This window comes from Anabaena lutea FACHB-196, from assembly GCF_014698305.1.
Classification (GTDB): Bacteria; Cyanobacteriota; Cyanobacteriia; order Cyanobacteriales; family Nostocaceae; genus Anabaena; species Anabaena lutea.
Genome location: NZ_JACJST010000006.1, coordinates 228,463 through 250,996, shown reverse-complemented (window position 1 = coordinate 250,996; position 22,534 = coordinate 228,463). Strand labels below are relative to the sequence as shown.

General features: G+C 39.9%; 21 protein-coding genes and 2 tRNA genes. 2 read left to right on the top strand and 21 right to left on the bottom strand.

All coding sequences use genetic code 11. The annotated features are described in order from the left end of the window. Positions 1-82: 82 nt before the first annotated feature. The 16 genes from H6G59_RS09320 to H6G59_RS09245 form a co-directional block, all read right to left on the bottom strand. Complete coding sequence (locus H6G59_RS09320) at positions 83-955, bottom strand: type I restriction enzyme endonuclease domain-containing protein (RefSeq protein WP_190713667.1); 873 nt, start codon at positions 953-955, stop codon at positions 83-85. Further along, positions 936-1,202, bottom strand: coding sequence for a hypothetical protein (locus tag H6G59_RS09315; protein WP_190713663.1), 267 nt, complete (start codon positions 1,200-1,202; stop codon positions 936-938). Before H6G59_RS09315 ends, H6G59_RS09320 begins: the two co-directional genes overlap by 20 nt. A gap of 507 nt (positions 1,203-1,709) precedes the next feature. Continuing rightward, a tRNA-Thr gene (locus H6G59_RS09310) sits at positions 1,710-1,781 on the bottom strand. An 87-nt stretch (positions 1,782-1,868) separates the two neighbouring features. Then, positions 1,869-1,954 (bottom strand) — tRNA-Tyr (locus H6G59_RS09305). A gap of 111 nt (positions 1,955-2,065) precedes the next feature. Further along, entirely contained in the window at positions 2,066-3,886 is a 1,821-nt protein-coding gene (locus tag H6G59_RS09300; RefSeq protein WP_190713661.1) for an ABC transporter ATP-binding protein, read from the bottom strand. Positions 3,887-3,974: 88 nt separating this feature from the next. Then, the gene (locus H6G59_RS09295) at positions 3,975-4,772 is read right to left on the bottom strand and encodes a DUF6816 family protein (protein ID WP_190713659.1); all 798 of its coding nucleotides are present in this window, start codon (positions 4,770-4,772) and stop codon (positions 3,975-3,977) included. Positions 4,773-4,820: 48 nt separating this feature from the next. After that, entirely contained in the window at positions 4,821-5,798 is a 978-nt protein-coding gene (locus tag H6G59_RS09290) for a hypothetical protein (protein ID WP_190713657.1), read from the bottom strand. A 169-nt stretch (positions 5,799-5,967) separates the two neighbouring features. Continuing rightward, positions 5,968-6,375, bottom strand: a complete 408-nt coding sequence (locus H6G59_RS09285; protein ID WP_190713655.1) for a ChuX/HutX family heme-like substrate-binding protein — start codon at positions 6,373-6,375, stop codon at positions 5,968-5,970. A gap of 119 nt (positions 6,376-6,494) precedes the next feature. Next, on the bottom strand, positions 6,495-7,448 hold the full coding sequence (locus H6G59_RS09280) for a PhoH family protein (protein WP_190713653.1): 954 nt from the start codon (positions 7,446-7,448) through the stop codon (positions 6,495-6,497). Positions 7,449-7,970: 522 nt separating this feature from the next. Then, a complete protein-coding gene (locus H6G59_RS09275) occupies positions 7,971-8,363 on the bottom strand; it encodes a KH domain-containing protein (RefSeq protein ID WP_190713652.1) in 393 nt (130 codons plus the stop codon). Between the two features lie 7 nt (positions 8,364-8,370). Further along, on the bottom strand, positions 8,371-8,631 hold the full coding sequence (gene rpsP, locus H6G59_RS09270; RefSeq protein WP_013190489.1) for a 30S ribosomal protein S16: 261 nt from the start codon (positions 8,629-8,631) through the stop codon (positions 8,371-8,373). A 172-nt stretch (positions 8,632-8,803) separates the two neighbouring features. Further along, positions 8,804-10,255, bottom strand: a complete 1,452-nt coding sequence (ffh, locus tag H6G59_RS09265) for a signal recognition particle protein (RefSeq protein ID WP_127054852.1) — start codon at positions 10,253-10,255, stop codon at positions 8,804-8,806. A gap of 309 nt (positions 10,256-10,564) precedes the next feature. Further along, positions 10,565-11,050 (bottom strand): hypothetical protein, encoded by a 486-nt coding sequence (locus tag H6G59_RS09260; RefSeq protein WP_190713650.1) that lies wholly within the window; start codon positions 11,048-11,050, stop codon positions 10,565-10,567. A 42-nt stretch (positions 11,051-11,092) separates the two neighbouring features. Continuing rightward, positions 11,093-12,463, bottom strand: coding sequence for an aminopeptidase P family protein (locus H6G59_RS09255; protein WP_190713648.1), 1,371 nt, complete (start codon positions 12,461-12,463; stop codon positions 11,093-11,095). 548 nt (positions 12,464-13,011) lie between these two features. Then, positions 13,012-13,377 (bottom strand): hypothetical protein, encoded by a 366-nt coding sequence (locus H6G59_RS09250; protein WP_242038832.1) that lies wholly within the window; start codon positions 13,375-13,377, stop codon positions 13,012-13,014. Between the two features lie 417 nt (positions 13,378-13,794). After that, positions 13,795-15,045: an FG-GAP repeat domain-containing protein gene (locus H6G59_RS09245; protein ID WP_190713646.1), complete on the bottom strand. Its 1,251-nt coding sequence runs from the start codon at positions 15,043-15,045 to the stop codon at positions 13,795-13,797. A 511-nt stretch (positions 15,046-15,556) separates the two neighbouring features. On the opposite strand from H6G59_RS09245, the gene H6G59_RS09240 reads away from it, so the two are divergent. Then, a complete protein-coding gene (locus tag H6G59_RS09240; protein WP_190713644.1) occupies positions 15,557-16,864 on the top strand; it encodes an aminopeptidase P N-terminal domain-containing protein in 1,308 nt (435 codons plus the stop codon). 15 nt (positions 16,865-16,879) lie between these two features. Here the strand turns inward: H6G59_RS09240 and H6G59_RS09235 are convergent, their stop codons facing one another. Beyond that, on the bottom strand, positions 16,880-17,422 hold the full coding sequence (locus tag H6G59_RS09235; RefSeq protein ID WP_190713642.1) for a hypothetical protein: 543 nt from the start codon (positions 17,420-17,422) through the stop codon (positions 16,880-16,882). A 96-nt stretch (positions 17,423-17,518) separates the two neighbouring features. Here H6G59_RS09235 and H6G59_RS09230 point away from each other — a divergent pair, with 96 nt between their 5' ends. Continuing rightward, positions 17,519-17,749 (top strand): Uma2 family endonuclease, encoded by a 231-nt coding sequence (locus H6G59_RS09230; protein WP_190713640.1) that lies wholly within the window; start codon positions 17,519-17,521, stop codon positions 17,747-17,749. Between the two features lie 43 nt (positions 17,750-17,792). On the opposite strand, the gene H6G59_RS09225 is transcribed toward H6G59_RS09230, so the two are convergent. From H6G59_RS09225 to H6G59_RS09210, 4 genes are all read right to left on the bottom strand, one after another. Then, positions 17,793-19,337 carry a peptidoglycan-binding protein gene (locus H6G59_RS09225; RefSeq protein WP_190713637.1) on the bottom strand — a complete coding sequence of 515 codons (1,545 nt, stop codon included), beginning with the start codon at positions 19,335-19,337 and terminating at the stop codon, positions 17,793-17,795. 326 nt (positions 19,338-19,663) lie between these two features. Then, a complete protein-coding gene (gene ftsH2, locus H6G59_RS09220) occupies positions 19,664-21,550 on the bottom strand; it encodes an ATP-dependent zinc metalloprotease FtsH2 (RefSeq protein ID WP_190713629.1) in 1,887 nt (628 codons plus the stop codon). Positions 21,551-21,810: 260 nt separating this feature from the next. Continuing rightward, positions 21,811-22,302, bottom strand: coding sequence for a hypothetical protein (locus tag H6G59_RS09215; RefSeq protein ID WP_190713627.1), 492 nt, complete (start codon positions 22,300-22,302; stop codon positions 21,811-21,813). Between the two features lie 41 nt (positions 22,303-22,343). After that, on the bottom strand, positions 22,344-22,490 hold the full coding sequence (locus tag H6G59_RS09210) for a hypothetical protein (RefSeq protein WP_190713624.1): 147 nt from the start codon (positions 22,488-22,490) through the stop codon (positions 22,344-22,346). Positions 22,491-22,534 lie beyond the last annotated feature (44 nt).

The window sequence follows — 22,534 nt, the reverse complement described above, 5'->3', positions numbered from 1 at the left end:
TAATTAAATTACTAAACGAAGGAGGTCTTATTATTAAATGGGAACGCAAAGTCAAAAATAAAGGTAATGCTGTTTATTCGATTTAGCTGCACAACAGCTTAGCTACTTCTACACCTGCTCTAGTTTGTTGTCGTTTTCTCCAGTCTAGAACTAGCTTCTCACGTTTTAATGTTGACAGTAATTCTCTAGCTACTTGTTTAACCTCTAATTCTTCTTTTTTAGTGAGTTTAATTTCTGGTTCAGTCAGTAAGTCAAATATAGCTAATTCTTTTTTAGTGAGTTTAATTTCTGGTTCAGTCAGTAAGTCAAATATAGCTAATTCTTCTTCAGCTAGACTATTTGATATTGCTCTTTTATCTTCTAACTTTAACTCTTGAGCAAAGTTAATTAACTGATTAAAGAACCATTCCACATTTCTAGAACCAGCGTTATAATCATCTATCATTTTCTGGAATTTATCTAAATAGTTAATTCTGGTTCTATTTAACTGCACCATATTTTGTACTTTACTGTTAATATTACCTTTAAGTTTTTCTGCTACTGTACGCTGATAACCAGTGTTAAACTGTGCTTTTAATGCTTCAAAATCTAAGTCATTTAGGTTTATTAATTGATTGGGATTATTAGAGATGATAAACTTACCAGCAGTAATAGAATCATCTAGTAATTCTTCTACTTGTTCTACTACCTTAGATATATCTGTATCTGGAACTTCTAAACAAATTTTATCTGCTAATCTAGTTAATAATGCCTGAGTATTGGTAAATTCACTAGCAGCTATATCAGGTAATATGGCTTTATATAGCTTGGTGACCTTATTCACGATAGAAAAGTAATTGCGTTTAGAATCATCATTTATTAATATTGCTTCTACTGCATCATCCCAGAATTTAGTCCGTAAGAAAGCATCTTGAGTATTTTCTAACTGGGTAAAGTCAATGTCCGATTTGCTCAATAAAAGCTAAAAACCGTCCAATAGTATCAATCTTGACATTTAACTGTTGTTGACCATATTCTTCTGCCAACTTATTAGTAGTTTCCCAGTCTGATTGCAACTGACTTACAACTTGTTCATGCTGTTTTTTAGCGCATTGACCAATTTCATTTGCGTCTTTCATGTTGTCAACGCCTTCTTTACCTTTAACTACTCCATAAGCAGCAGTTCCCAAAGCTATAGCACCCAGGATGAATGGTATCGGCATAAAATACTTTTAATTGTTATTTATTACATTCTAAATACATAGTTCCCATTAATTAATGCAGAATAAGGCATTACAAAACATTTAAACTATTTTGTCTTTCATATAATGTGTATTACTAATGATAAGATTAATAAATACTTGTTTTTTTCTATCTCAATGCTACTGTTGTCACACAAATAAGCTTTGTATTGACTTGATTAAACGTAGTTCTAAATCTACTCTTTCTATATACCTCTAAAACAGCCGATACCACCTTTTCATGACTGTTTATACATGAAACTCAAAACAGAGTCATTACAGGTCAATATAGCGTGAGTAGTTAGCTGATGGCATGATGAAACTACAGAATAAAGTTATTTATATAAAGCTATCTTATAGATAAATGTTATTTGATAAGTATTCCTGTTATGCAACTACTATGCAAGTTCCCATCTGTAATGAGATACTGGCAGAGTACAGCCAACTTATGCAAGTTGCCAGAAGTATTGATTTTTCGTTGTTTTAAAAAGCCCGTGACGAGGATTGAACTCGTGACCTCACCCTTACCAAGGGTGTGCTCTACCACTGAGCCACACGGGCAGAAATTAGATTTGATTTTTGAAATATAAGTTACAAAGCTGAGAACTTTACTCGACACTCAGCTATTGTAACTCACATCTCTAGAAGTGGTGGGCCGAGCTGGATTTGAACCAGCGTAGGCGTAAACCAACGGATTTACAGTCCGTCTCCATTAACCACTCGGACATCGACCCGTTCTGTCCCACGTTTTACAATAATATCACTAGTTCTCTGGTTTGGCAAGGGCTAAAAACAATTTTTTTCTGTAATACCTATAAGGCTTGTACCAAAAGGGTTTCGAGTGGTTAAACGATGATATCTCCTGTTTCTTGCAGGGAATGTAAGCGGTGGTAAATGCCTTCTTGACGCAATAACTCAGCGTGGCTACCAACTTCGGCAATTTTCCCTTTGTCAAGAACTACGATTTTATCAGCTTCTCTGACTGTGGTAAGACGGTGGGCGATGATAATTGTGGTACGAGTTCCTTGAATTGAACCCATGGCTAATTGAATGGAACGCTCAGACTCGTAATCTAGACTAGAGGTAGCTTCGTCAAAAATCAGTATGTCCGGTTCTACCAACAACGCCCTAGCAATTCCTAAGCGCTGTCTTTGTCCACCTGATAACCTCACACCTCTTTCACCCACAACTGTGTAATAACCTTGGGGTAGGTGCTGAACTACTTCATCAACTTTGGCAATTCTACAAGCTTCCTGTACCTGCTCAAAAGTTGCATTTGTCCGACCATATTTGAGGTTATCTAAGATAGTACCGTTAAAAACATCTACTTCTTGGTGAACGATCGCTAATCTGCGTCTATAATTACCTACATCTAAGGTGCGAATGTCTTCACCATCAATCAAAATTTGCCCGGTTTGCGGTTCAAAATAGCGCAAAAGCAACTTTACTAAAGTAGATTTACCAGATCCAGATATTCCCACTAAGGCTACTGTTTGATATGGCTCAATCAAAAGATTAATATCTTGTAAAACTTGACGGTTGCTATCATATCCAAAACTAATGTGAGAAAATTCTATTTTTCCAGTAAATTCATAAAGTATTTCCGTGGGATTTTCTTTGAAGATAAGTCCATCTAAATCTATTCCTGATGGTGTTTGCAGAAATTCATGAAACCGCATCATAGAAGAATAGCGACGAGCAAAAGATTCGGCTAGATTGCTAATAGGTTCTAACTCAGAATATGCCATGCTAGAAAGAGTTAAAGTCATGACAAAATGACCAAGAGAAATTTTACCGTTTATTGTGGAAACTAGGGTTAGACCCAAAATCATAAACACACAAAACTGAATTACAGTCTTTTGCAAAGTTGCCAGTTTCACATAACCTTTGTGAAGTCGGTAATCAACTACTTTTAATTCTCGACGCAAACGTTGTTTTTGTCGTTCAAGTTCCTTAGCTTCTGTTGCAAATGCTTTAACTGTTTTGATGTTGGTGACAATTTCTGATGTGCGGCTTTCTGTGTTCTCCATATACTTATCTAGCCTCATTTCACAGCCAACTAGCCGCTGTAATTCCTTCAAGCTAAAGCTGAGGATAAGTATAAAAGAAATCAGAAATAAAGCTGCAATTCGCCATTCAATAAAGGCAATAAATACAAATATTCCCAATACTCGCAATAATTTAGGAATAAATTGACCAGCAATTTCAGGATAACCCCAGGTGTGGTTAGCAAGACCTCTAGCGATTCTTCCTGCTATACGTCCGGGGTTATTTTCATCATAAAATTCCAGTGGAAGTGTGAGAATTTTGGCTATGGCTGTTTGGGTTTTATCTCGACGCGCTCTTAAGGCTATATCCCAGTGAAACCAAAGAGTTAACCAAGGCTGCGTGGGCGCTCTAACTACGGTAACAAAAAAGATTAAACCTAGTAATAAAGTCAGCGATAGAGATTTATTAACTGGATAATTTGTGAGATTTGCAAGGGTAGCAACCGCTTCTTGTACTGGTTTGTCTAAGGGTTGATTAGACAAAACATTTAATATTTGTCCAATCGCATAAGGGACAACTAAATCAATAATTTCGTAAAGACTGGATGCGGTAATGCTGAAAATACTCAGCTTCCAGTAAGGACGAAAATAATTGAGAATATCTCGAAAATTCGCCATGATGAACAATATTATAAACCATAACCATTAACTGGTGAATTTTATACTACAGCTATGCTACAAAAGAGTCAAGCTGTAAACGATTAAATCATTCTTGAGACGTATTTTGCTGTGATGGGGGCAAAAAATCGAGTCGATAACGATAAAGAGCCACCGGTCGAGAACCTGCGGTAAAATAATCTGGATCTTGGGGAGAAAGATAGACAGCAGTAACTTGATCTGCTTCAATTGCTGGGTTGGATGTTGCTAATTGATGGTAGGCTGTTGTCGATTCTACGATGTTGAAATAGGGACGAGAACTACCTTTAAATAATTGTTGAAATACTTCTGTGGTGATAAACTGATCAGGCGCTGTTTCTGTAGCGCGTGCAGTGACAATAGAAACTAATTGACGTTCACCTTGTAAAAATGTAATTTGACGATTAGGAGATTCTGGATCTATTTTGACTGATAATACAGCTTTATTTCCTAAATAAGCTCTTGATAAATTTAAGCTGTTAAATGCTCTATCAGCTACTAATATTTGATTTTGATTATCTATTTTGGGGATAAGTTTTGAACCTGAAACTTGCGGTTTAACTTCTATAAATCTTACTAAAAAACTGATAGGTTGATTTAGTTGACGACGATTTCCTTCAAACCCAGGTGTGATGATATCTGGTGCTAAAGGTGCGGCTAAATCTACTAAAGTACTGGTAACTTGCCAATTTCCAGCCATCCAATCAGGATATACTAAATCCCCTGCGGCTGGTTTAACTGAAGTTAATTTTTCCCATTGAGGAAAATTTGTTAATCGTTCTGCTAATTCTCCTGCTTGAGCTTCGCTATTTCCTAGTAGGAGTAAAAGCATTAAGCCAAAACTCCAAAGAACTCTGATAAAAAACATAAAATTACGGTTTTAGTCTGTGCATAAGAAAAATTGTGACAAATAGCCTCATTGTATAGCAGGAAAATTGATAAACTGACGTAAGCGATCGCTCACTTGGTTAGCCCGGATTTTGGCATAACTGGTGTTAGTTGCATCTAAGTCTTCACTGATAAACTCAGAAATGGCTAATCTTTTTCCATCATTTGTCACTAAGTTAACTCGATAACGATAGATATTATTGGCATTCTTGCCTTCTTCCAGAGTTTCGGTTTCTACCTTAGCAATATCTTTGAACGTATATTCTGCCAAGCATTTACCTAACTTGTGGTTGGTAATTTTACCGATAGCTTCAAATTTCCAAACCTCTAATCCCAAATCGAGAACTAGCTTGTATGATAAATTGAGTAGCTGACTAAAACTAACCAACAGCTTGTCAACTTCGGGTAATTTACCATAAGGTTGAGAGTAAAGTAGGACAGACTTACCTGAAAGGGTTGTTACTTTTATCTTCACTACAGCACCAGCAAAACCCTCAATTGTGGTAGCACTACTAGGAAGTTTCAGCATCAGTTCTTCCACTTCTGAGGTGAGATAAGTAGTTACACGCTGACGGATAGCAGTCTTTTTACTAATAGAAATTCGGTTTGTTGCTCTCTCAATGGTGCAAGTCGTTAGAGTCACCGTAAACCAAGCTGACAAAAGTAATAAGGAACCCAATCCTCCAACCCAAGCCACTCCAATCAACACTGGAAGGGTATTGCCTGGTATGAATTCAGTGCTAGGCTTGGGCTTTGATGCTGGTTGAGTGTACGATTGGCTGTGAATGGGAATTCCCAGAAGTTCTTGCTTTTTTTCACACTGGAGAGAACTTACACCTACGGGTTGACAAACAATTGTCGCTGGTATAATTGGTATCCCTAACCAAATTGGCACTAAACCAGGAAGCACGAGAAGCAAGGGAGCTATCCAACTTCCTTTGCGGCGGCAGTCTTCCTGAGTAACTATTTTGCTAGGCAAAGATTCAATAATTTTCCATTCGTTCATACAACCCCAATTTTAATGAAATTATGTACTGGGTAATTATGTTGTCTTCAAAGTAGCACAAATCACGGTCTAATTACCAATACTAAATTTCTTTATAGCGGTTCTTGTTTGAATGCAATAATACCTATTTCTTAGTTGCGGGGGAGTTAAACCCCCAGATTTTGTTAAATTACAGCGTCTCAATTGGTAAAGGTTGCCAAACTTCTCCATATTTTTCTTTTAAAGCTTGCCAATTTTCTACTTGACCTGGTTCATATTCTCCGGGTTTACCCCATTGTAGAAATATGCTTAATGCTGGTTCTTGTTTTTCATCTAAAAGCCGAATTGCATAAGTTGTAAAGTTGCCTCTTTTGGCTTCACCTCTTTCAAATTTCACTTGAGTAATTTTGTCCATATTCAGGTGAAACTCAAAGTCATCTGTGTGCATATTTGCATATTTGCCTTTGAGCAATTCGGCATAGAATAGTTTTTCAAACTTACAACGTGCTTCTAAGACAGTGGCGCTGCTAGTGACAATAAGCCTGATGTTACCTAAGTTTTGACAAGCTTCTATAAATTCTCTCAAAGTAGTACTCATAAGCTAGTTTTTTTTCTAAATGATTAATGACTAATAACTAATGATTTATTGATTTTAGAAGCCCACGGATTTATGGAATCAATCTAAAATCTAAAATCTAAAATTGTCTGACTAATTGACTATTTATCATACTGTTCATAGGCAGCAACAATGCGCTGCACTAGAGGATGACGCACGACATCTTTCTGGGTAAATTCGCAAAAGGCAATGCCTTCAACGTGTTTAAGAATTTGTAAAGCTATAGATAGACCTGATTGTTGGTTAATTGGTAAATCGGTTTGGGTGATGTCACCTGTAATGACCATGCGAGAACCAAAACCCAAGCGAGTCAAAACCATTTTCATCTGCGCGGGGGTGGTATTTTGGGCTTCATCAACAATTACAAAGGCGTTACTCAAAGTCCTCCCCCGCATATAAGCTAGGGGTGCAACTTCTATTACACCACGTTCTATCAAATTGGGGACTTTTTCAGGGTCGATGAATTCATGAATAGCATCATAAAGGGGACGGAGATAGGGATCGACTTTTTGCTGCAAATCTCCGGGTAGAAAGCCGAGTTTTTCACCGGCTTCGACGGCTGGACGGGTTAAAATGATCCGTTCAAACTGATTGGAGAGGAGTTCTTGGACGGCGACAACAACGGCGAGATAGGTTTTACCAGTTCCAGCTGGTCCAATACCAAAGGTGAGGTCACGTTTGCGGATAGATTCGATGTATTGTCGCTGACGAAAGGTTTTGGCGCGGATTTCTTGACCCCGGCGAGTTTTGGAAAGGATGTCTCGCTGTAGGTCTTGTAGTTCACCTTGGCGATCGCTCTCTATAGCTTGATGGGCTGTTAAAATGTCAGCAGTTGAGATATTATTAGCTTTACTCCAGAGACTTTCGAGCGATCGCACTAATTGTACCGCCAGATCGACTTGCTTTTGGGTGCCAGCAATGAGGAGTTCCTGTCCACGTAAAACTAAGCTGGCTCCTGTTTGCTGAGATAGGAATTTGAGATTTGCTTCCCCATATCCTGCTAGTGCGATCGCACTAGGAATATTAGGCAGCTGAATTGTTAAAGCACCTGCCATAGTTTTTTAGCAATTAGGTGAGGAGCCGTTCTTGACAAAGTTGATATTTTCCTAAAGAAGCCAACAAAATATTTTTTTAATTTTTATATGAATTGAATATATTTTAACCTGAAATATGATTTAAAAATTACTTGTTTGAAAATAGTTATAGTAGAGAATTCTTAACTATTAACAGCCTTCAAAGTCTTTTGGTATCTGGGTTTGACGGTGAGTTTATGTCATCAAGCTGGTATTAGTAAAATACTGTCAGCAATTAAACCCTCTTACTGCTTGGCTTTGTGAATAAATTTTGGACTTCATTTACCTGCAATATGCAGTGTATCAATTTAAAAAATTACTGAGGTAGATGTAAATCTCAAATCCTATTGATTCTGAGAATAGGCCAGCAACAGAAGTCTATACTTTACTGATAACTCCGTCATAGTAACGAAAGATTCCGAAAATATTTGACTATCTTGTTGCTACCTGTCTCAATCTTTCCCACAACTGATTACGGGTTGAGTTCTTTCAAAGAAACCCAGTTTAGACCAAGCGAGAACGGGGTTTAGCAACAGGCATGGGAATGTTTCCACTTCTTTCTCTCGATTTGGGTGGTGGTATTCTTTCTTCCTGTTCTTCATCAAAAGACATACCATCTCGACTTTGGGAACTGCTGCCGTAGATGTCCAGGTATACTGATTGTCCTGCCAGTTCTGCGGCTGCGGCGATTACCGTGCGAATCGCCTGAATATTGCGTCCTCCACGACCAAAGACTTTTCCTTTGTCTGTGGCTTCAAAGGCGATGCGAATCCAAGCCCGTTTGAGGTTTTCAGATATTTCACAATCGACGCTTAAAGACTCTGGAGATTCTAAAAACGGTTGTACTAGAAACTTAACCAGCCCAACATAGTTAGGACTGGTTGTTAGTGATTTCATCTCAAGTTTATGATGCGGCTGTTGCACTGACCTGTTCAAAAACATTAGCTTTTACAAGGATGCGACGTACAGTGTCGGTGGGTTGAGCGCCTTGCTGTAGTCGTTTGACGATGCCGGGAACGTCTAGTCTGACTTCATCGGTTCTGGGGTTGTAGAATCCTAGTTCTTCTAGGGGACGACCATCACGGCGAGATAGGTCGTTAATAGCAATAATGCGGTAACTTGCTTCCCGCTTTTTACCGAATCGCTTCAAGCGCAGTTTGATCATGTCGAGAAATTGTTCTCCTGTTTGGTTATGTGCCTAGTTTGTGACTAGTTAATGAAGCAGTGACTAGGCTAGACTGCCTCTATTCAAAAATTGCGATGTTGAAATGACAATTTTAGCACTTGCTAGGCATTATTGGGTGATTAGTGATTGGGGAAGAGTTTTTTCTCTGTCCTTAAAGTGTGCCAAAGCCTTTTTTCTTTTTCTCTTTCTTTTTCTTTTGGGCGGGTAGTGCGCCACCGGGATAACCGCGCCAACCGGGGGAAGGGCGATTGCCTGCGGCTAAGGGGTTGCCACCGCCGCCGAACATTCCTGGCATACCGGGGAAATTGCCTTGACCCATTTGTTGCATGAGCGATCGCATTTTTTGGAAATCAGCCACCAATTTACTGACATCTGCTTCTCTATAGCCTGAACCAGAAGCAATTCGCCGCCGCCGACTGGGAGAACTAGATAATAAATCTGGATCACGCCGTTCTTGGCCAGTCATGGAATTAATCATGGCTTCACAGCGTTTTAGCTGGGTTTCCCCCTGCTTTAGCTGGTCATCGGAAAGCTTGCCCATGCCTGGAATCATCTTCATGATCCCACCCAAAGAACCCATATTTTTCAACAGACGCATCTGTTTGAGAAAATCTGTAAAGTCGAACTTCGCCGACAAAATTTTCTCTTGCATTTGCTCGGCATCTGCCAAGTCTATTTCTTCCTGGGCTTTTTCTACTAAAGTTAGAACATCGCCCATACCGAGAATCCGGGAAGCCATGCGGTCAGGATAAAACGGTTGCAGCGCCTCGACTTTTTCACCGACACCGACAAACTTAATCGGCGCACCGGAAATTTGGCGTACTGATAACGCTGCACCACCTCGGCTATCACCATCCATTTTGGTCAGGATTGCCCCTGTAATCCCAATTTGATCATGGAAGGTGCGAGTGAGATTTGCTGCCTCTTGACCTGTCATTGAGTCAACAACCAAGAGGGTTTCATCTGGTTGAACTGTTGACTTTATCCGGGCTAATTCCGCCATCATGTCTTGGTCAATTTGTAACCGACCGGCGGTATCAATAATGACTGTATTTATCCCTTCAGCCCTGGCGCGTTCCACACCTTGGCGGGCAATTTCTACAGGGTCTGCGTCGCTACCTAATTCAAATACTGGTACGTCAATTTGCTTACCGAGTGTGATTAGCTGGTCAATAGCTGCGGGACGATATATGTCTGTGGCGACTAACAAGCAACTACGCTCTAATTTCCGTAAATGTAAAGCTAACTTAGCGGTAGCGGTGGTTTTACCAGTACCTTGTAAACCAGCCATGAGGACAACAGTGGTTTTACCCTCAACTTCTGCAAGGGGAACATTTTCTTCCCCCATTACCTGCACCAGTTCATCGTAAACAATTTTGATAAACTGTTGGTCAGGACGCACGCCTGCAATTACCTCGGCTCCTTGAGCTTTGGTTTCAACTTCGGTAATAAAATCTTTAACTACTTGGAGGTTGACATCTGCTTCCAACAAGGCGCGGCGCACTTCCCGCAAAGCGTCTTGAATGTTGGATTGAGAGATTTTATCTTGTCCCCGCAGTTTTTTCCAGGCGGACTCTAAACGGTCAGACAGTGCATCAAACATAATTCAGTTACAACGTAGTTAGTCAATGGGGGAGTCTGAATTGCTGCTGGGTGCGATTCAGAATTTTAAGGATGCTCTTTACCAGCTTAGTAGTTTTCATGGCGAGTGTAGCAACCGGATGCCTATATCTATGGTGAAATAGCTAACTCTTGTTAATGTGGGGCAGGGGTAGGAAAAGTAAGTACCCCTGTATCAATATTCAATATTTACAGGACGGTGTTGCTGAATCAAGGTATGATTTTACCTCACGCAGAGACGCAGAGGCACAGAGAGTAAGAGTTTGAACGGTTTTTGCGTAAGTCCTATTTTTTAAGAACTACCTTTTTTTGATTGATTGGCTGCTGGTTTTGAACGTTCCTGTTGATAAAAACGGACAACTTTTTTAACGTAGTCAGCAGTGAAACCTTTGTCACAGCCTGTATAATTACCAGTCATCCACCAACAAGCTACTCCACGCACAGCGGCGGTTTCGTTATTTTTTGTCGCTTGAAATTGATTATTTAATTCCCGTTGTGTGATGCAGGAGATAACTTGACGGGCTATTCTGGGGTTATTTTCAAATTGACTTGGTGTTAATTCTTTTTTCAGACAAGTTTTTGACCAACCTTTGAGAGTGTCTGGTTTGACTTGCCATTCACTATAATATCCATCATTGGGATTGTTGGTCTGGGGTGCAGCTAGTCGCAGTGCTTCTACCATTGCGGCAACTTTGACATCTGCAACTGGTTGCTGTGCTTGAGCTAAGAATGGTGATAGTCCTAGGCTGATAATAACTCCGGCGAGTAGCGATCGCATGGGCTTGTTCCAAATAACTTTGAATTTGTCTCACGATTTAGTTTAACCAACTACCAAATCTTCGACAGCACTAGCTTGATTTGGTAAATCAGCGGTTAAAACTTCCCTACCTGTTTCTGTAACTAATACATCATCTTCTATGCGGATTCCACGCACATCGGCAAATTGTTCTAGTCTTTCCCAATTGACTAAATATTGATATTGAGAGCGAGTTTTCGGATCATTGAGAATCGCTGGAACTTGGTAAAATCCAGGTTCAATGGTGACTAACATTCCCGGACGGAGGGGACGATTTAACCGCAGATAACTTAAACCAAAGCGGCTACTTCTACTTCTGCCCTCATCATATCCTGCTACATCCCCTAAATCTTCCATATCATGAACATCTAAACCCAAAAGATGTCCAATTCCGTGGGGAAAAAACAGCGCATGAAGATCCATTTTTACTAAATCTTCTGGCTTACCTTGTAAAATTCCCAAATCTACCAAACCTTCAGCAATTACAGTCGCCGCTAACAGATGAATTTCTGCATATTCCACCCCAGGAGCAATATTTTCAATACAAGCATCATGGGCGGCTAAAACAATATCATAAATATCTCTTTGGGTAGATGAAAATTTACCCGAAACCGGGAAAGTGCGGGTAATATCCGCAGCCCAACCTGTCTCAGTTTCTGCACCGACATCAGCTAGGAGTAAATCCCCTGCTTGCAGGGAGTTGTAATAATGCCCATTGTGTAAAACTTCGCCATGTACTGTGACAATACTAGTGTAAGCAGTGGTCATATTTTGACCTATAATTACTGCTTCCATGGCGGCGCGGACTTCTGCTTCTAGTTGAGCTTGAGGTGTAGCAGCCATCCCCGCTTTGTGTGCTTCTACACTCACTGCCGCTGCTTTACGTAATTCTACTAACGCCGCTTCATCGTGGGTGAGACGTAAGGAAACAATGGCTTTAGCTAGTTCTAAATCAATTCCTGCAAGTTGATTTTTTGGTAACACCCATCTATCTAAAAGTTGTGTTTGCTGTGTCCAAGTAGCAGCATCTTGAACAGGAAGAGTAGCAGCATTTTCTAAATAATTTTCTAATTCTGCCATTGGTCTGGCATCATCTGCGCCTATTGTTGTGGCGATTTCTGCACGGGTGGGCATCTCTCCATGCCAAAGGGCGCTGCTGGGGTGCGGGTCATCTATAAATAGTTGTAGATTGCCACTTTCTAGACGAATGGCGGCGTTTTGCAGAGGAATTCCGGCGAAATAGAGGAAATGGCTATTGGCGCGGAAGGGAAAGGTATTAGCGAGGAAGTTACGGGGACTGCTACCACCAGACCAAAGAATTGCCGGAAAATCAATCAGGGTGGCTAGTTTTTGGCGACGGTGACGGAGAGTTTCTGGGAGGTTGGAGATGTGCATAAGTTATATCGTGTTCGGTTAAAGACTTATAGTTAGGACTGACGCGGTGAGTTCTTAATAAGTAATTAAACGAACATAATATATAAAAGTCAAAACCACATATTTTGTAGGGGTTTAGCAGCTACGCAACATGGGTGTCAACTTAATGTAAATCGATGTTCCTTAAAGCCAGGGAATAAATTAAGAGTCTAAAAACTAAAGTCGGTTAAAACCGACTATTTTGGCATCAATAGAATAATTTTTGATTTTGAGTTAACCAGAGTGCGTTTTAACGCACTTTAGCTTTTAGACCGGAACTTAAGTTCCGGGCAGATTTGTTCTTAATTATTTTAGTTTTATTGCATGATAGTTCTTCCTTATCGACTTCAGCATAACACATCTAAAACTCCATGTCAACACTTCTCTTCCTCTCTAAGCGTCAGGTTCACATTTACAGAAGGTGTCTGAATCAGGATGAACAGGATTTAAGGATGAACAGGATGAAAATAATTCGTAAGGTGTAGGGTGGGTTAGCGACAGCGTAACCCACCAAAATCATCAACTACTAATTAACTAAACAAGAAATTAGCACCAAACAGGTTCACATTCACATCAGCAGCAACAAAGCCAGACTTACCTGATAAAGTAGCTAATAACTGACCAGTTCCAAAACCAGAATTATTACCAATTCCATCACCCAGACGTATTAAAGTATTACTACCGGAACTGACTACATCAAGATTGGCAATACCTGTAAACTGGAATTTATCACCACCGACACCACGCACAAACTGAACAATGGTATCTGCACCATCACCAAAAGCATAGTTAACGATATCCACAGCATTATCGTTTAAACCTAAATACAGCTTATCGTCACCAGTTCCACCAACTAAAGTATCTCCACCATTACCACCATTTTCACCTGATAACAAAGCGTGTATTCCTGTCGCATTGTGAATTGTAGGAGTTTAGTAATGCTAAATCCCTATCATTTCTAATACAGACAGGTTTAAATATGGCTATAATCGTAATGTATTTGATTTAGAGAGTAAACCGTGTTTTTGCGGTTATTGAATATGAATTTGTGATAAATACTTAATTTCACAAATGTGACATACATAATAAAAGCTTTAAAATGGATGATTTGGTGATAGTAGAGTCAGAGACTGGGAACGAGATAATAAAGGGAATTTGGTGATAGTAGAGTCAGAGACTCTGTGATAGCATTCCCAGCCGGAGACTGGGAACGAGATAATTGTTGTAAAGAACTGGAAACGAAAAAACGATCGCACTCTATTAAATCAAAAGAGCGATCGCTTGTTATAAATTCAGAAAAATCGTCAGTTATATTAGCCTGTATACCATTCTGCGGTCAGCTTATCTGCATCAGCTACGGCAGTTTCAGTGGCTAGAGTTCCATTCATAGTCCAGATTTTATCTGCACCTGTTTGTTGATCTCTCCAGTAGATATCGGTTTTGCCATCACCGTTAAAATCACCAAGAGATTTTGTCAAACCTGCGCTATTGCTAGGTAAGAAAGCTTCAGAACTAATGGCTGTACCATCCATCAACCAAGCTGTGTTTGCACCAGTTGTGGCATTGTGCCAGAAGATGTCAGTTTTACCATCGCCATTGAAATCGCCAATATTAGCTGCCCAGTCTGTGCCAAGTGTGTTAACAGTACCTTCGGTAACGAAAATACCATTCATTGTCCAAATCTTGTTCTCACCTGTGGTGGTGTTACGCCACAAAATGTCAGTTTTGAAGTCGCCGTTAAAATCACCCAGAGTAGAAGTCCAGGATGCATCTTGTGCTTGGAAATTATACTTGGTGGCTTGGCTACCATCCATAAACCATGCGGTATTTTCGCCGGTTGTGCTATTACGCCAGAAGATGTCACTCTTACCGTTACCATCGAAGTCAACAATGGTTGCAGTCAGTGCTGGATCTGTAGTTTCTAGCACATTTGCACTAACTACTGTTGTCCCATCCATTTGCCAAATGGCATTTTCACCAGTGGTAGGATTATTCCAGAAAATATCGGTTTTGCGATCGCCATTAAAATCGCCAATATTAGCAGTCCAACCAGGATCAACTCTATCTAAAGTCAGGTAGCTAGAAACTCTTGCACCATCCATTAACACAACTACATTCTCACCTGTTTGTTGGTTGCGTAACAGAAAGTCTGTTTTATTATCGCTGTTGAAATCAGCGGTTTTATAACTCCAGGTATTTAGGTCATATGTACCTAAAGAAGCCTGTTCCATAACTTGTGTACCATTCATCAAGCGAACGACTATTTCACCTGTTTGAGCATTTACCCAAAGTTTATCTGTTTTGCCATCACCATTGAAATCAGGAACAATGGCTGCACTAGTTAAATAAGGATTAGGATTGGGGTTGGAACTTCCTACTGGAAACTGGGGTATTGAATCAAGTGGGAAAGGGGATTGTTCATTCTCTAGTATGCTGGCAGAACTCTTATTGGCAGTTGAGGTATTAAGAGAAGTTGTCAAATCTTGTGATTTCGCAAGAGAGTCTAATCCTGCATTAGCTAGGCTTTCTAAATATAATCCTGACTGAGTTGCTGCTTTAAACATGGTGTGTTTTTAAGAGTAATTAATATAAAGTTTTAATTTGGTTTCAATAAAGATTCTGTTAATCAAAAACATTTAGTAAATTATATTTAGCAAATGTCATTATTTAAAGATAATATGGATATTGTTTGTAAATCCTATTTTGCTAAAATAAAAGTTGTGTCTGAACAATCAAAAAAGATTTTATTTTTTGTTTCTCAATGTCAGAATTTAAGGATATAGTCTTGTTTCTTTGACAATTTCAATTGATGGCAACTAAATGTCAGAGAAAATCTATTAATTCTAGGGATATGAAACAAATAAGAGGACTTTCGCACAAGTAAGTTGGCGTAGCCATAGATGCACCTAATTATTGTGGAACCATAGAGAATTATCTTGAAGAAATCTTTGCGTACCTTTGCGCTAACCTCTGCGAACCTTTGCGTTTAAAAAAGCTAGAATGACTTAAACGGGTAACTAATCATCTAGTTACTAAAGTTAAAAACGATACTATATTTTCAGAAGTAAGTCAGCTATGCAAACAGAATATCGGCAGCGGCGTGAGCAGTTAATGGCGAAAATCGGTAGTGGTACAGCCATTTTTAGGAGTGCGCCAACAGCGGTCATGCACAACGATGTCGAGTATGTTTATCGTCAAGATAGTGATTTCTTTTACTTAACAGGTTTTAATGAAGCGCAAGCAGTCGCAGTATTAGCACCCCATCACGCAGAACATCGGTTTATCTTGTTTGTTCAACCCAAAGATAGAGAAAAGGAAGTGTGGAGTGGTTATCGCTGTGGGATAGAAGCAGCGAAGGAAATTTATGGTGCAGATGAAGCGTACCCCATTGCGGAGTTGAATGAGAAGTTACCGCAGTATTTAGAAAAGAGCGATCGCATTTACTATCATTTAGGACGCGATCGCACTTTTAACGATACCATCCTCAAACATTATCAAAATCTACTGCGAACCTATCCCAAGCGGGGGACAGGCCCCATTGCGATTGCAGATACTAGTACTATCCTCCATAGCCAGAGATTACATAAAAGTAAAACAGAATTAGATCTAATGCGAAAAGCAGCGGATATTGCTGTAGAAGCCCACAACCACGCGATGCAAATTACCGCACCGGGACGTTATGAATACGAAATCCAAGCGGAAATAGAACATATTTTCCGTCTGCGGGGTGGAATGGGGCCAGCTTATCCTTCCATTGTGGCTGCTGGGAAGAATGCTTGCGTTCTGCATTACATTGAAAATAATTGCCAAATGCAAGAAAACGAATTGCTGCTAATTGATGCAGGTTGTGCGTATGGCTATTACAACTCCGATATTACGCGGACATTTCCGGTTGGGGGTAAATTCACAGCAGAACAAAAAGCATTATATGAAATTGTACTAGAATCACAAAAACAAGCCATATCAGAAGTAAAACCCGGAAATGCTTTTAATGCACCTCATAATAAAGCAGTTCGTATTCTCACAGAAGGTTTAGTAGAACTGGGTATTCTCAAAGGTGAAATTGACAAATTAATCGAAGAAGAGAAATATAAACCATTTTATATGCACCGCACCAGTCATTGGTTAGGTTTAGATGTCCATGATGTCGGTGTTTATCAACATGGAGAAAACCCACAGATTTTGCAACCTGGTCAAGTGCTAACCATAGAACCAGGACTTTATATTGTTCCCGATACCAAACCCGCAGAAGACCAACCAGAAATAGACCCTCGGTGGATTGGTATTGGGATTAGAATTGAAGATGATGTCTTAGTTACATCTGATGGAAACGAGGTATTAACTGCGGGAGTTCCTAAAGAAATCAACGATGTAGAAAGATAATTACATTGGGGGGGTTTAAGAACAACCCTCCACAAATTCTACTTCTGGGAGTTTACCTGATCGAAAACGAGTTACACGTTTACCATCAGTCTCGAAAACTACACGATAATTTCTATCAGCGCGATCTTTTGGTATCAAAGTTAGATAGTGTCCTTTGAAATCGTATTTGTGAGAAGTAACTTTAATTTGTCCAGGATAAAGAGATTTAATTCTTGCTTCAGTATCACCAATTTTTGCTCCTTTGAGGGTAGTGACTTGGGGATTCTTCACATCTATCCTAGAAATGCGATTTCCTGTCACCATGAAAGCAATATTTTTCGGTTCTTGTTGTGGTTTAACGTAGTAGCAATATTGGTTTGGTGCATCACTAACTAGCTTTGTACCGGCAGCTTTAGCAGCTTGGGAAATAGTCATTCCCACTTTTACCGCACCAATACCATTAATAGTTACTTTTGACTGACTTGTTAATTTTGTCTGTGCAGTAACCGTTCCTATTGTAAAAACAGAAGCAGCAAAGCTAATAGTAGCAATAGTGAATATTTTGATTTTGCTATTCATAGTATTTTTGTCAAATTTCTATATTTAGATACAATGTGAAATATCTATTTTCGGATTTTTATTTTTGTTAAAGACCAAATTAATGAGGAGGTGACAATGACACTAAGTTTAGTCAGACATCAATTTACAGTTCAGCAATATCATCAAATGGCTGAATCTGGTATCTTAACGGAGAATGACCGAATAGAATTAATCCGGGGGGAAATGATTGATATGTCACCTATTGGAATAAGACACGCGGGTTGTGTAAATAGACTAGTTAATATACTAATTCAGCTTTTAGGAAATCGCATAGTGCTTGCACCTCAAAATCCAAGGGTTTGCTGAAAAGGGTGTTAATTTTACATTCACACCCTTTTATCCAAATAATTTAGATGGTTATTCTGATAAAGCCTTCTACATCTGATAAGTTTCTAACGAAATTACCACTTCTATTACTTTTGTTTCCTTCAGAAGTTAAGAATGTAGTATTTCCAGGAGTATATCCTCTGACAATACCAATGTGGTTATATGCTCCTCTTGTTGATGCCCAGTCAAAAATAACAATATCTCCGCGATTAGGAGTAATGCTACCATTGGGGAACCAAAATCCTTTCTTCTTTGCCCAATATTGCCAAGATTCAACTAATGCCATTGTCGCCCAAAAGCCATCAGGTTGAATAGGGACATCTATCTCACTTTCTCGACAACAGTAATAAACAAAAGCACCACACCAATCATAAAATACCTTAGCTGTGCCTATGTGTTTTAATCTTTGCATGGGTACGCGAAAGATTTCTAGATACTTTTCTGCTTCACTACTCGCACTTGTCCACTGAAGTTCTTTATTTGCTTCATTTTCAGCAAAATTAGCCAGTTTAATTCGGGGTTTTTCTGGTGAGATAATAACACTTTGGTCATCAAAACGACCCCCTAATTCTTTCCAAGTTAGAGTATAAACTTCTCCATCAATTGTAATCCCTGCTTTAGTTTGGAAAGCTCTAACAGCATTTTCCGTATCAGTACCAAAATCTCCGTCAACATCTCCAACGTTAAATCCTAGAACCTTGAGGATTTTTTGCAATGCTTCAACATCTTCTCCTTTAGTACCTTGACGTAAAACACGAGTCAGAGGTGGTAATTCAAAATCTTTAGCTTCACTTCCTCCAGTATTGACTAAAGGTTGATCACTATAAATCAAATTCCAAGCCTGAGAGCGTTCTAGATTTCCATCTCTAAATTCAGGTAAACGATAGATTGAAGAACCAGGAAACCGATTGAGATAAGACTGAAGTTCTGAAGCACTAGCAGGATTTTTTGAATCTGGCTCTGATCCCCATATGGGTAATATAGGTTTAGTTAATCCCTTATCTGTGTGAGCTTTTAGGCAGTCTTGAACTTCGTCTTCGTTAGTTTTCCCAAAGCCAAATTTTTCAAAATAAATTTGAGGGAAAGCAAGATCACAAATGTCGTCCAAAATTTTCCAGGGAATGTCAGGATGAAAACCTGGATGACCAAAACTGGTATATCCTAATGTTCCTGCGGGAACTAGAGGACGAAGCGCTTGAAGTAATTTTTTAACATCATTATGTGTACTTGCTGCTTCTACTTCCACTTCTAAGTCAAGTATATAGCCATCCAGCCCACAATCTAGAGCTTGCTTAACTGCTCCTACTTGAGCAGTAATATCAGGAGTCCCATAGTGATAACCCCAGCCATAAACTTGAATACCTTGGTCTTTAAACTGCTTAATAATTTCTAGAGTACATTGATCGCCGCCAAAAGAAGGGTTTTTAGCCCAAAACATCGGTTTACTTTTAGCATCAAATACTTTGAGGTAAACTCGCTTAACTTTGCTTTGAATTAATCTGTTTAAGTAGTTGCTACCTAATACTGGAAGGTTCCAAATCCATACTCCATGAGGATGTCCAGTCATACTTTTTTATTCTCCTTGATTAGGGTGGCTTCTTGCAAATCTTGCAAATTCGGCTTCAGCATTTGAGAATCAATCGACTTGTAAGCTGTTACGCAGCTAAATTTATTACAGTAAATTTTCGTTGGACATGAAAAATCATACCTTCAGTAAAAATGCGTAAACTGCTTTTTTATACATTTCTTATTGTTTCTTGTCGTTACAAATTAATTATGCGAGTACACGGATATCAGAGGACAAGCTGCTTTGCCTCTATACACAGTTAAAATAATAAAAAATGGATATGGTCAAATTAACCACATCCATTCACAGAATTTATAGATTAGTAATTACAGTTGTGGTACAAACTGTGACTTATCAGGAACAACAGTGTACTCAGCGACAATCTGACGGAACTCTTCACCGTCAATTGTTTCCTTTTCAATCAACAAATCTACCAAACGATCTGTGACACTACGATGTTCACGAATAATCTTTTTAGCGTTATCGTAACACTCTTGGGCGATCGCTCTTACTTGAGCATCAATGCGACAAGCAATGGATTCAGAATACTCAGAACGTGTTGTCCAGTCACGACCTAGGAATACTTCTCCCTGTTGGCTTTCCAGTGAAAGGGGTCCCAAATCAGACATCCCAAACCTTGTTACCATTTGTCGTGCCATTCCTGACAACTGTTGCAAGTCTCCACCAGCACCAGTGGTAACTTCCGCTGCCCCAAAGATTACTTCTTCAGCAGCACGTCCACCCAAAGCACCAGTGATTCTGGCTTTGAGTTGAGAACGAGAAATTAAACCTTGTTCTTCGTTGGGCATAAACCAGGTTAAACCCTGCGCTTGTCCTCTAGGAATGAGGGTAACTTTTTGTACAGGGTCATGGTCTTTTAATAAAGTACCAACCAAAGCATGGCCAACTTCATGGTAAGCAATCAAGCGCTTACTCTTGCTGTCTACCAAGGGAGTACCTTCCATACCAGCAACTACCCTGTCCACAGCATCATCAATTTCTAGGAGGGTAATGCCTTCTTTGCGTCTTCTAGCGGTGAGAATAGCAGCTTCGTTGAGGAGGTTAGCTAAATCTGCGCCGGTGAATCCAGGAGTACGACGGGCGATCGCTTCCAAGGAAACGCTAGGATCTAATTTCTTATTGCGCGCATGAACTTGTAGAACTTCTAAACGTCCTTTAATATCGGGAGCATCAACAGTTACTTGTCTGTCGAAACGACCGGGACGTAATAATGCAGAATCCAATACATCAGGACGGTTGGTAGCAGCAATAATAATGATGCCTGTGTTACCTTCAAAACCATCCATTTCGGTCAGCAGTTGGTTTAAGGTTTGTTCTCTTTCATCATTACCACCACCGATACCTGCACCCCGTTGACGACCTACTGCGTCAATTTCATCAATAAAGATGATACAAGGAGCGTTATCTTTGGCTTTCTTGAACAAGTCGCGGACACGGGAAGCACCCACACCAACGAACATTTCTACAAACTCTGAACCAGAGATTGAGAAGAAGGGAACACCAGCTTCCCCTGCGATCGCTTTTGCGAGTAGAGTTTTACCAGTACCAGGAGGTCCAATTAACAATACACCCTTGGGAATCCGAGCGCCTACAGCAGTAAATTTCTCTGGTTGTTTGAGGAAAGTCACAACTTCTTGGAGTTCTTCTTTGGCTTCTTCAATCCCAGCTACATCGTCAAATTTTACCCCTGTTTTCGCTTCCATTTGGAACCGAGCGCGGGATTTGCCGAAATTCATTGCTTGTCCAGGGCCACCAGGAAGATTGTTGGAGCGACGGAACAAAAAGAACAAACCAGTAATCAACAAAACTGGGAAGACAAGATTACCCAACAAGCCCCAGATTGCGCCATCATTCCGCATGGGATGAGCGTCAAAACTGACTTTATGTTCTTTGAGTTTATTAATTAGCTCAGGAGCATTAGTAGGTAAATCTACCCGCCAGCGTTGAATGCGGTTTTCGATATCTTGGTCATTAGCTTCGATAATCGCTGTTCTACCACCATCATAAAGATCGACATTGGTAACGCGATCAGCGTCTAAGTATTCCAAAAAGCGACCATAGGTCATGCGAGTATTAGCTGCATTCTTGCTCGCATCAACAGGAGCGTTTGCAAAGGCTCCTTGCCAGAAGAAAAAGCCAATTACCAAAGCCAGCAATGACCAGAGTGCTACGACTCTCCAAGAGAATTTCATCTTTAATTTACCTCTAGATGCCAGTACGACTTATCTTTGTAACGGATGTTTATAAATCCATTTTGTTTAATTCGATGTCTGATCACCCTTCAGGTATTGCCATCAAGCTCTTAAGGCTCTACGGCAAATCCATAACGCTGATCAAAAATCTTAATTAAAGTTAACTTAATTCTCATTTTAATACAAATGCATGATCATCAAGACACTGTGAATTCTTTTACTATCCCTTCCGTGTCCTCAAAACTTGCACAACCCTTGACCTACTTAACTTCTGTAATTTTTAAAGTGTATGGTAGATATTTGCCTTTTTCGTAGGAACCGACCCAAATTTTGTAGGTTCCCTTGAGCCATTCACCAACAATGCCAGGATTTTTACCGTCAAAGTCATCATTGCACCAAGTACCACCTGGCCCCTTAATAATTATTGTGGTGTCCCTCGGACTTTCTACTTGCAGCTTTAGGTAGTCAAATTTACTTGTTAACTTGAGAGTATGGTCTGGGGCTTTATCTACAAATCCTGCACATGGTCCGGTAGGGGTTTCTTTCCTACCCACTTCAGTTGCTTTAACTGAGCCACCACTCATTCCCCTAACTTTCAAAGGATCTGGGGAAAATTGGCGATTAATAGTGATATCTCCAAAAATTGGTGGGGCTTCTTGAGCATCACTAGTACTATTTATTACAGAGATACTACAGAGAGTAACTATCATTAACGATAATCTTATTACTATATTGAGAGCTTTTGTGGGCATTGTATTACATTCATTTTTAAGTATTTTTAAAGACATGAATCTTACACAGCAAGTTCCCCATCCTCTGGCATGGGGTGACGCGGAGATGGGGTGACACGGGGACGCGGGGATGAGGAGATGGGGAGATGGGGAGATGGGGAGATGGGGAGATGGGGAGATGGGGAGAAATAATTAATTACCTCCTGCACCCTGCCCCCTGCCCTCTGCCCCCTGCCCTCTGCCCCCTATCACC

Excerpts from the sequence above, each read along its gene's own strand:
- H6G59_RS09260 (WP_190713650.1), bottom strand. The coding sequence starts at position 11,050 with ATGCGATCGCTACTCGCCGGAGTTATTATCAGCCTAGGACTATCACCA.
- H6G59_RS09240 (WP_190713644.1), top strand. The coding sequence starts at position 15,557 with ATGCAAACAGAATATCGGCAGCGGCGTGAGCAGTTAATGGCGAAAATC.
- H6G59_RS09235 (WP_190713642.1), bottom strand. The coding sequence starts at position 17,422 with ATGAATAGCAAAATCAAAATATTCACTATTGCTACTATTAGCTTTGCT.
- H6G59_RS09245 (WP_190713646.1), bottom strand. The coding sequence starts at position 15,045 with ATGTTTAAAGCAGCAACTCAGTCAGGATTATATTTAGAAAGCCTAGCT.
- H6G59_RS09280 (WP_190713653.1), bottom strand. The coding sequence starts at position 7,448 with ATGGCAGGTGCTTTAACAATTCAGCTGCCTAATATTCCTAGTGCGATC.
- H6G59_RS09215 (WP_190713627.1), bottom strand. The coding sequence starts at position 22,302 with ATGCCCACAAAAGCTCTCAATATAGTAATAAGATTATCGTTAATGATA.
- ftsH2 (WP_190713629.1), bottom strand. The coding sequence starts at position 21,550 with ATGAAATTCTCTTGGAGAGTCGTAGCACTCTGGTCATTGCTGGCTTTG.
- ffh (WP_127054852.1), bottom strand. The coding sequence starts at position 10,255 with ATGTTTGATGCACTGTCTGACCGTTTAGAGTCCGCCTGGAAAAAACTG.
- H6G59_RS09255 (WP_190713648.1), bottom strand. The coding sequence starts at position 12,463 with ATGCACATCTCCAACCTCCCAGAAACTCTCCGTCACCGTCGCCAAAAA.
- H6G59_RS09275 (WP_190713652.1), bottom strand. The coding sequence starts at position 8,363 with ATGAAATCACTAACAACCAGTCCTAACTATGTTGGGCTGGTTAAGTTT.
- H6G59_RS09290 (WP_190713657.1), bottom strand. The coding sequence starts at position 5,798 with ATGAACGAATGGAAAATTATTGAATCTTTGCCTAGCAAAATAGTTACT.
- H6G59_RS09295 (WP_190713659.1), bottom strand. The coding sequence starts at position 4,772 with ATGTTTTTTATCAGAGTTCTTTGGAGTTTTGGCTTAATGCTTTTACTC.
- H6G59_RS09225 (WP_190713637.1), bottom strand. The coding sequence starts at position 19,337 with ATGACTGGACATCCTCATGGAGTATGGATTTGGAACCTTCCAGTATTA.
- rpsP (WP_013190489.1), bottom strand. The coding sequence starts at position 8,631 with ATGATCAAACTGCGCTTGAAGCGATTCGGTAAAAAGCGGGAAGCAAGT.
- H6G59_RS09285 (WP_190713655.1), bottom strand. The coding sequence starts at position 6,375 with ATGAGTACTACTTTGAGAGAATTTATAGAAGCTTGTCAAAACTTAGGT.
- H6G59_RS09300 (WP_190713661.1), bottom strand. The coding sequence starts at position 3,886 with ATGGCGAATTTTCGAGATATTCTCAATTATTTTCGTCCTTACTGGAAG.
- H6G59_RS09315 (WP_190713663.1), bottom strand. The coding sequence starts at position 1,202 with ATGCCGATACCATTCATCCTGGGTGCTATAGCTTTGGGAACTGCTGCT.
- H6G59_RS09230 (WP_190713640.1), top strand. The coding sequence starts at position 17,519 with ATGACACTAAGTTTAGTCAGACATCAATTTACAGTTCAGCAATATCAT.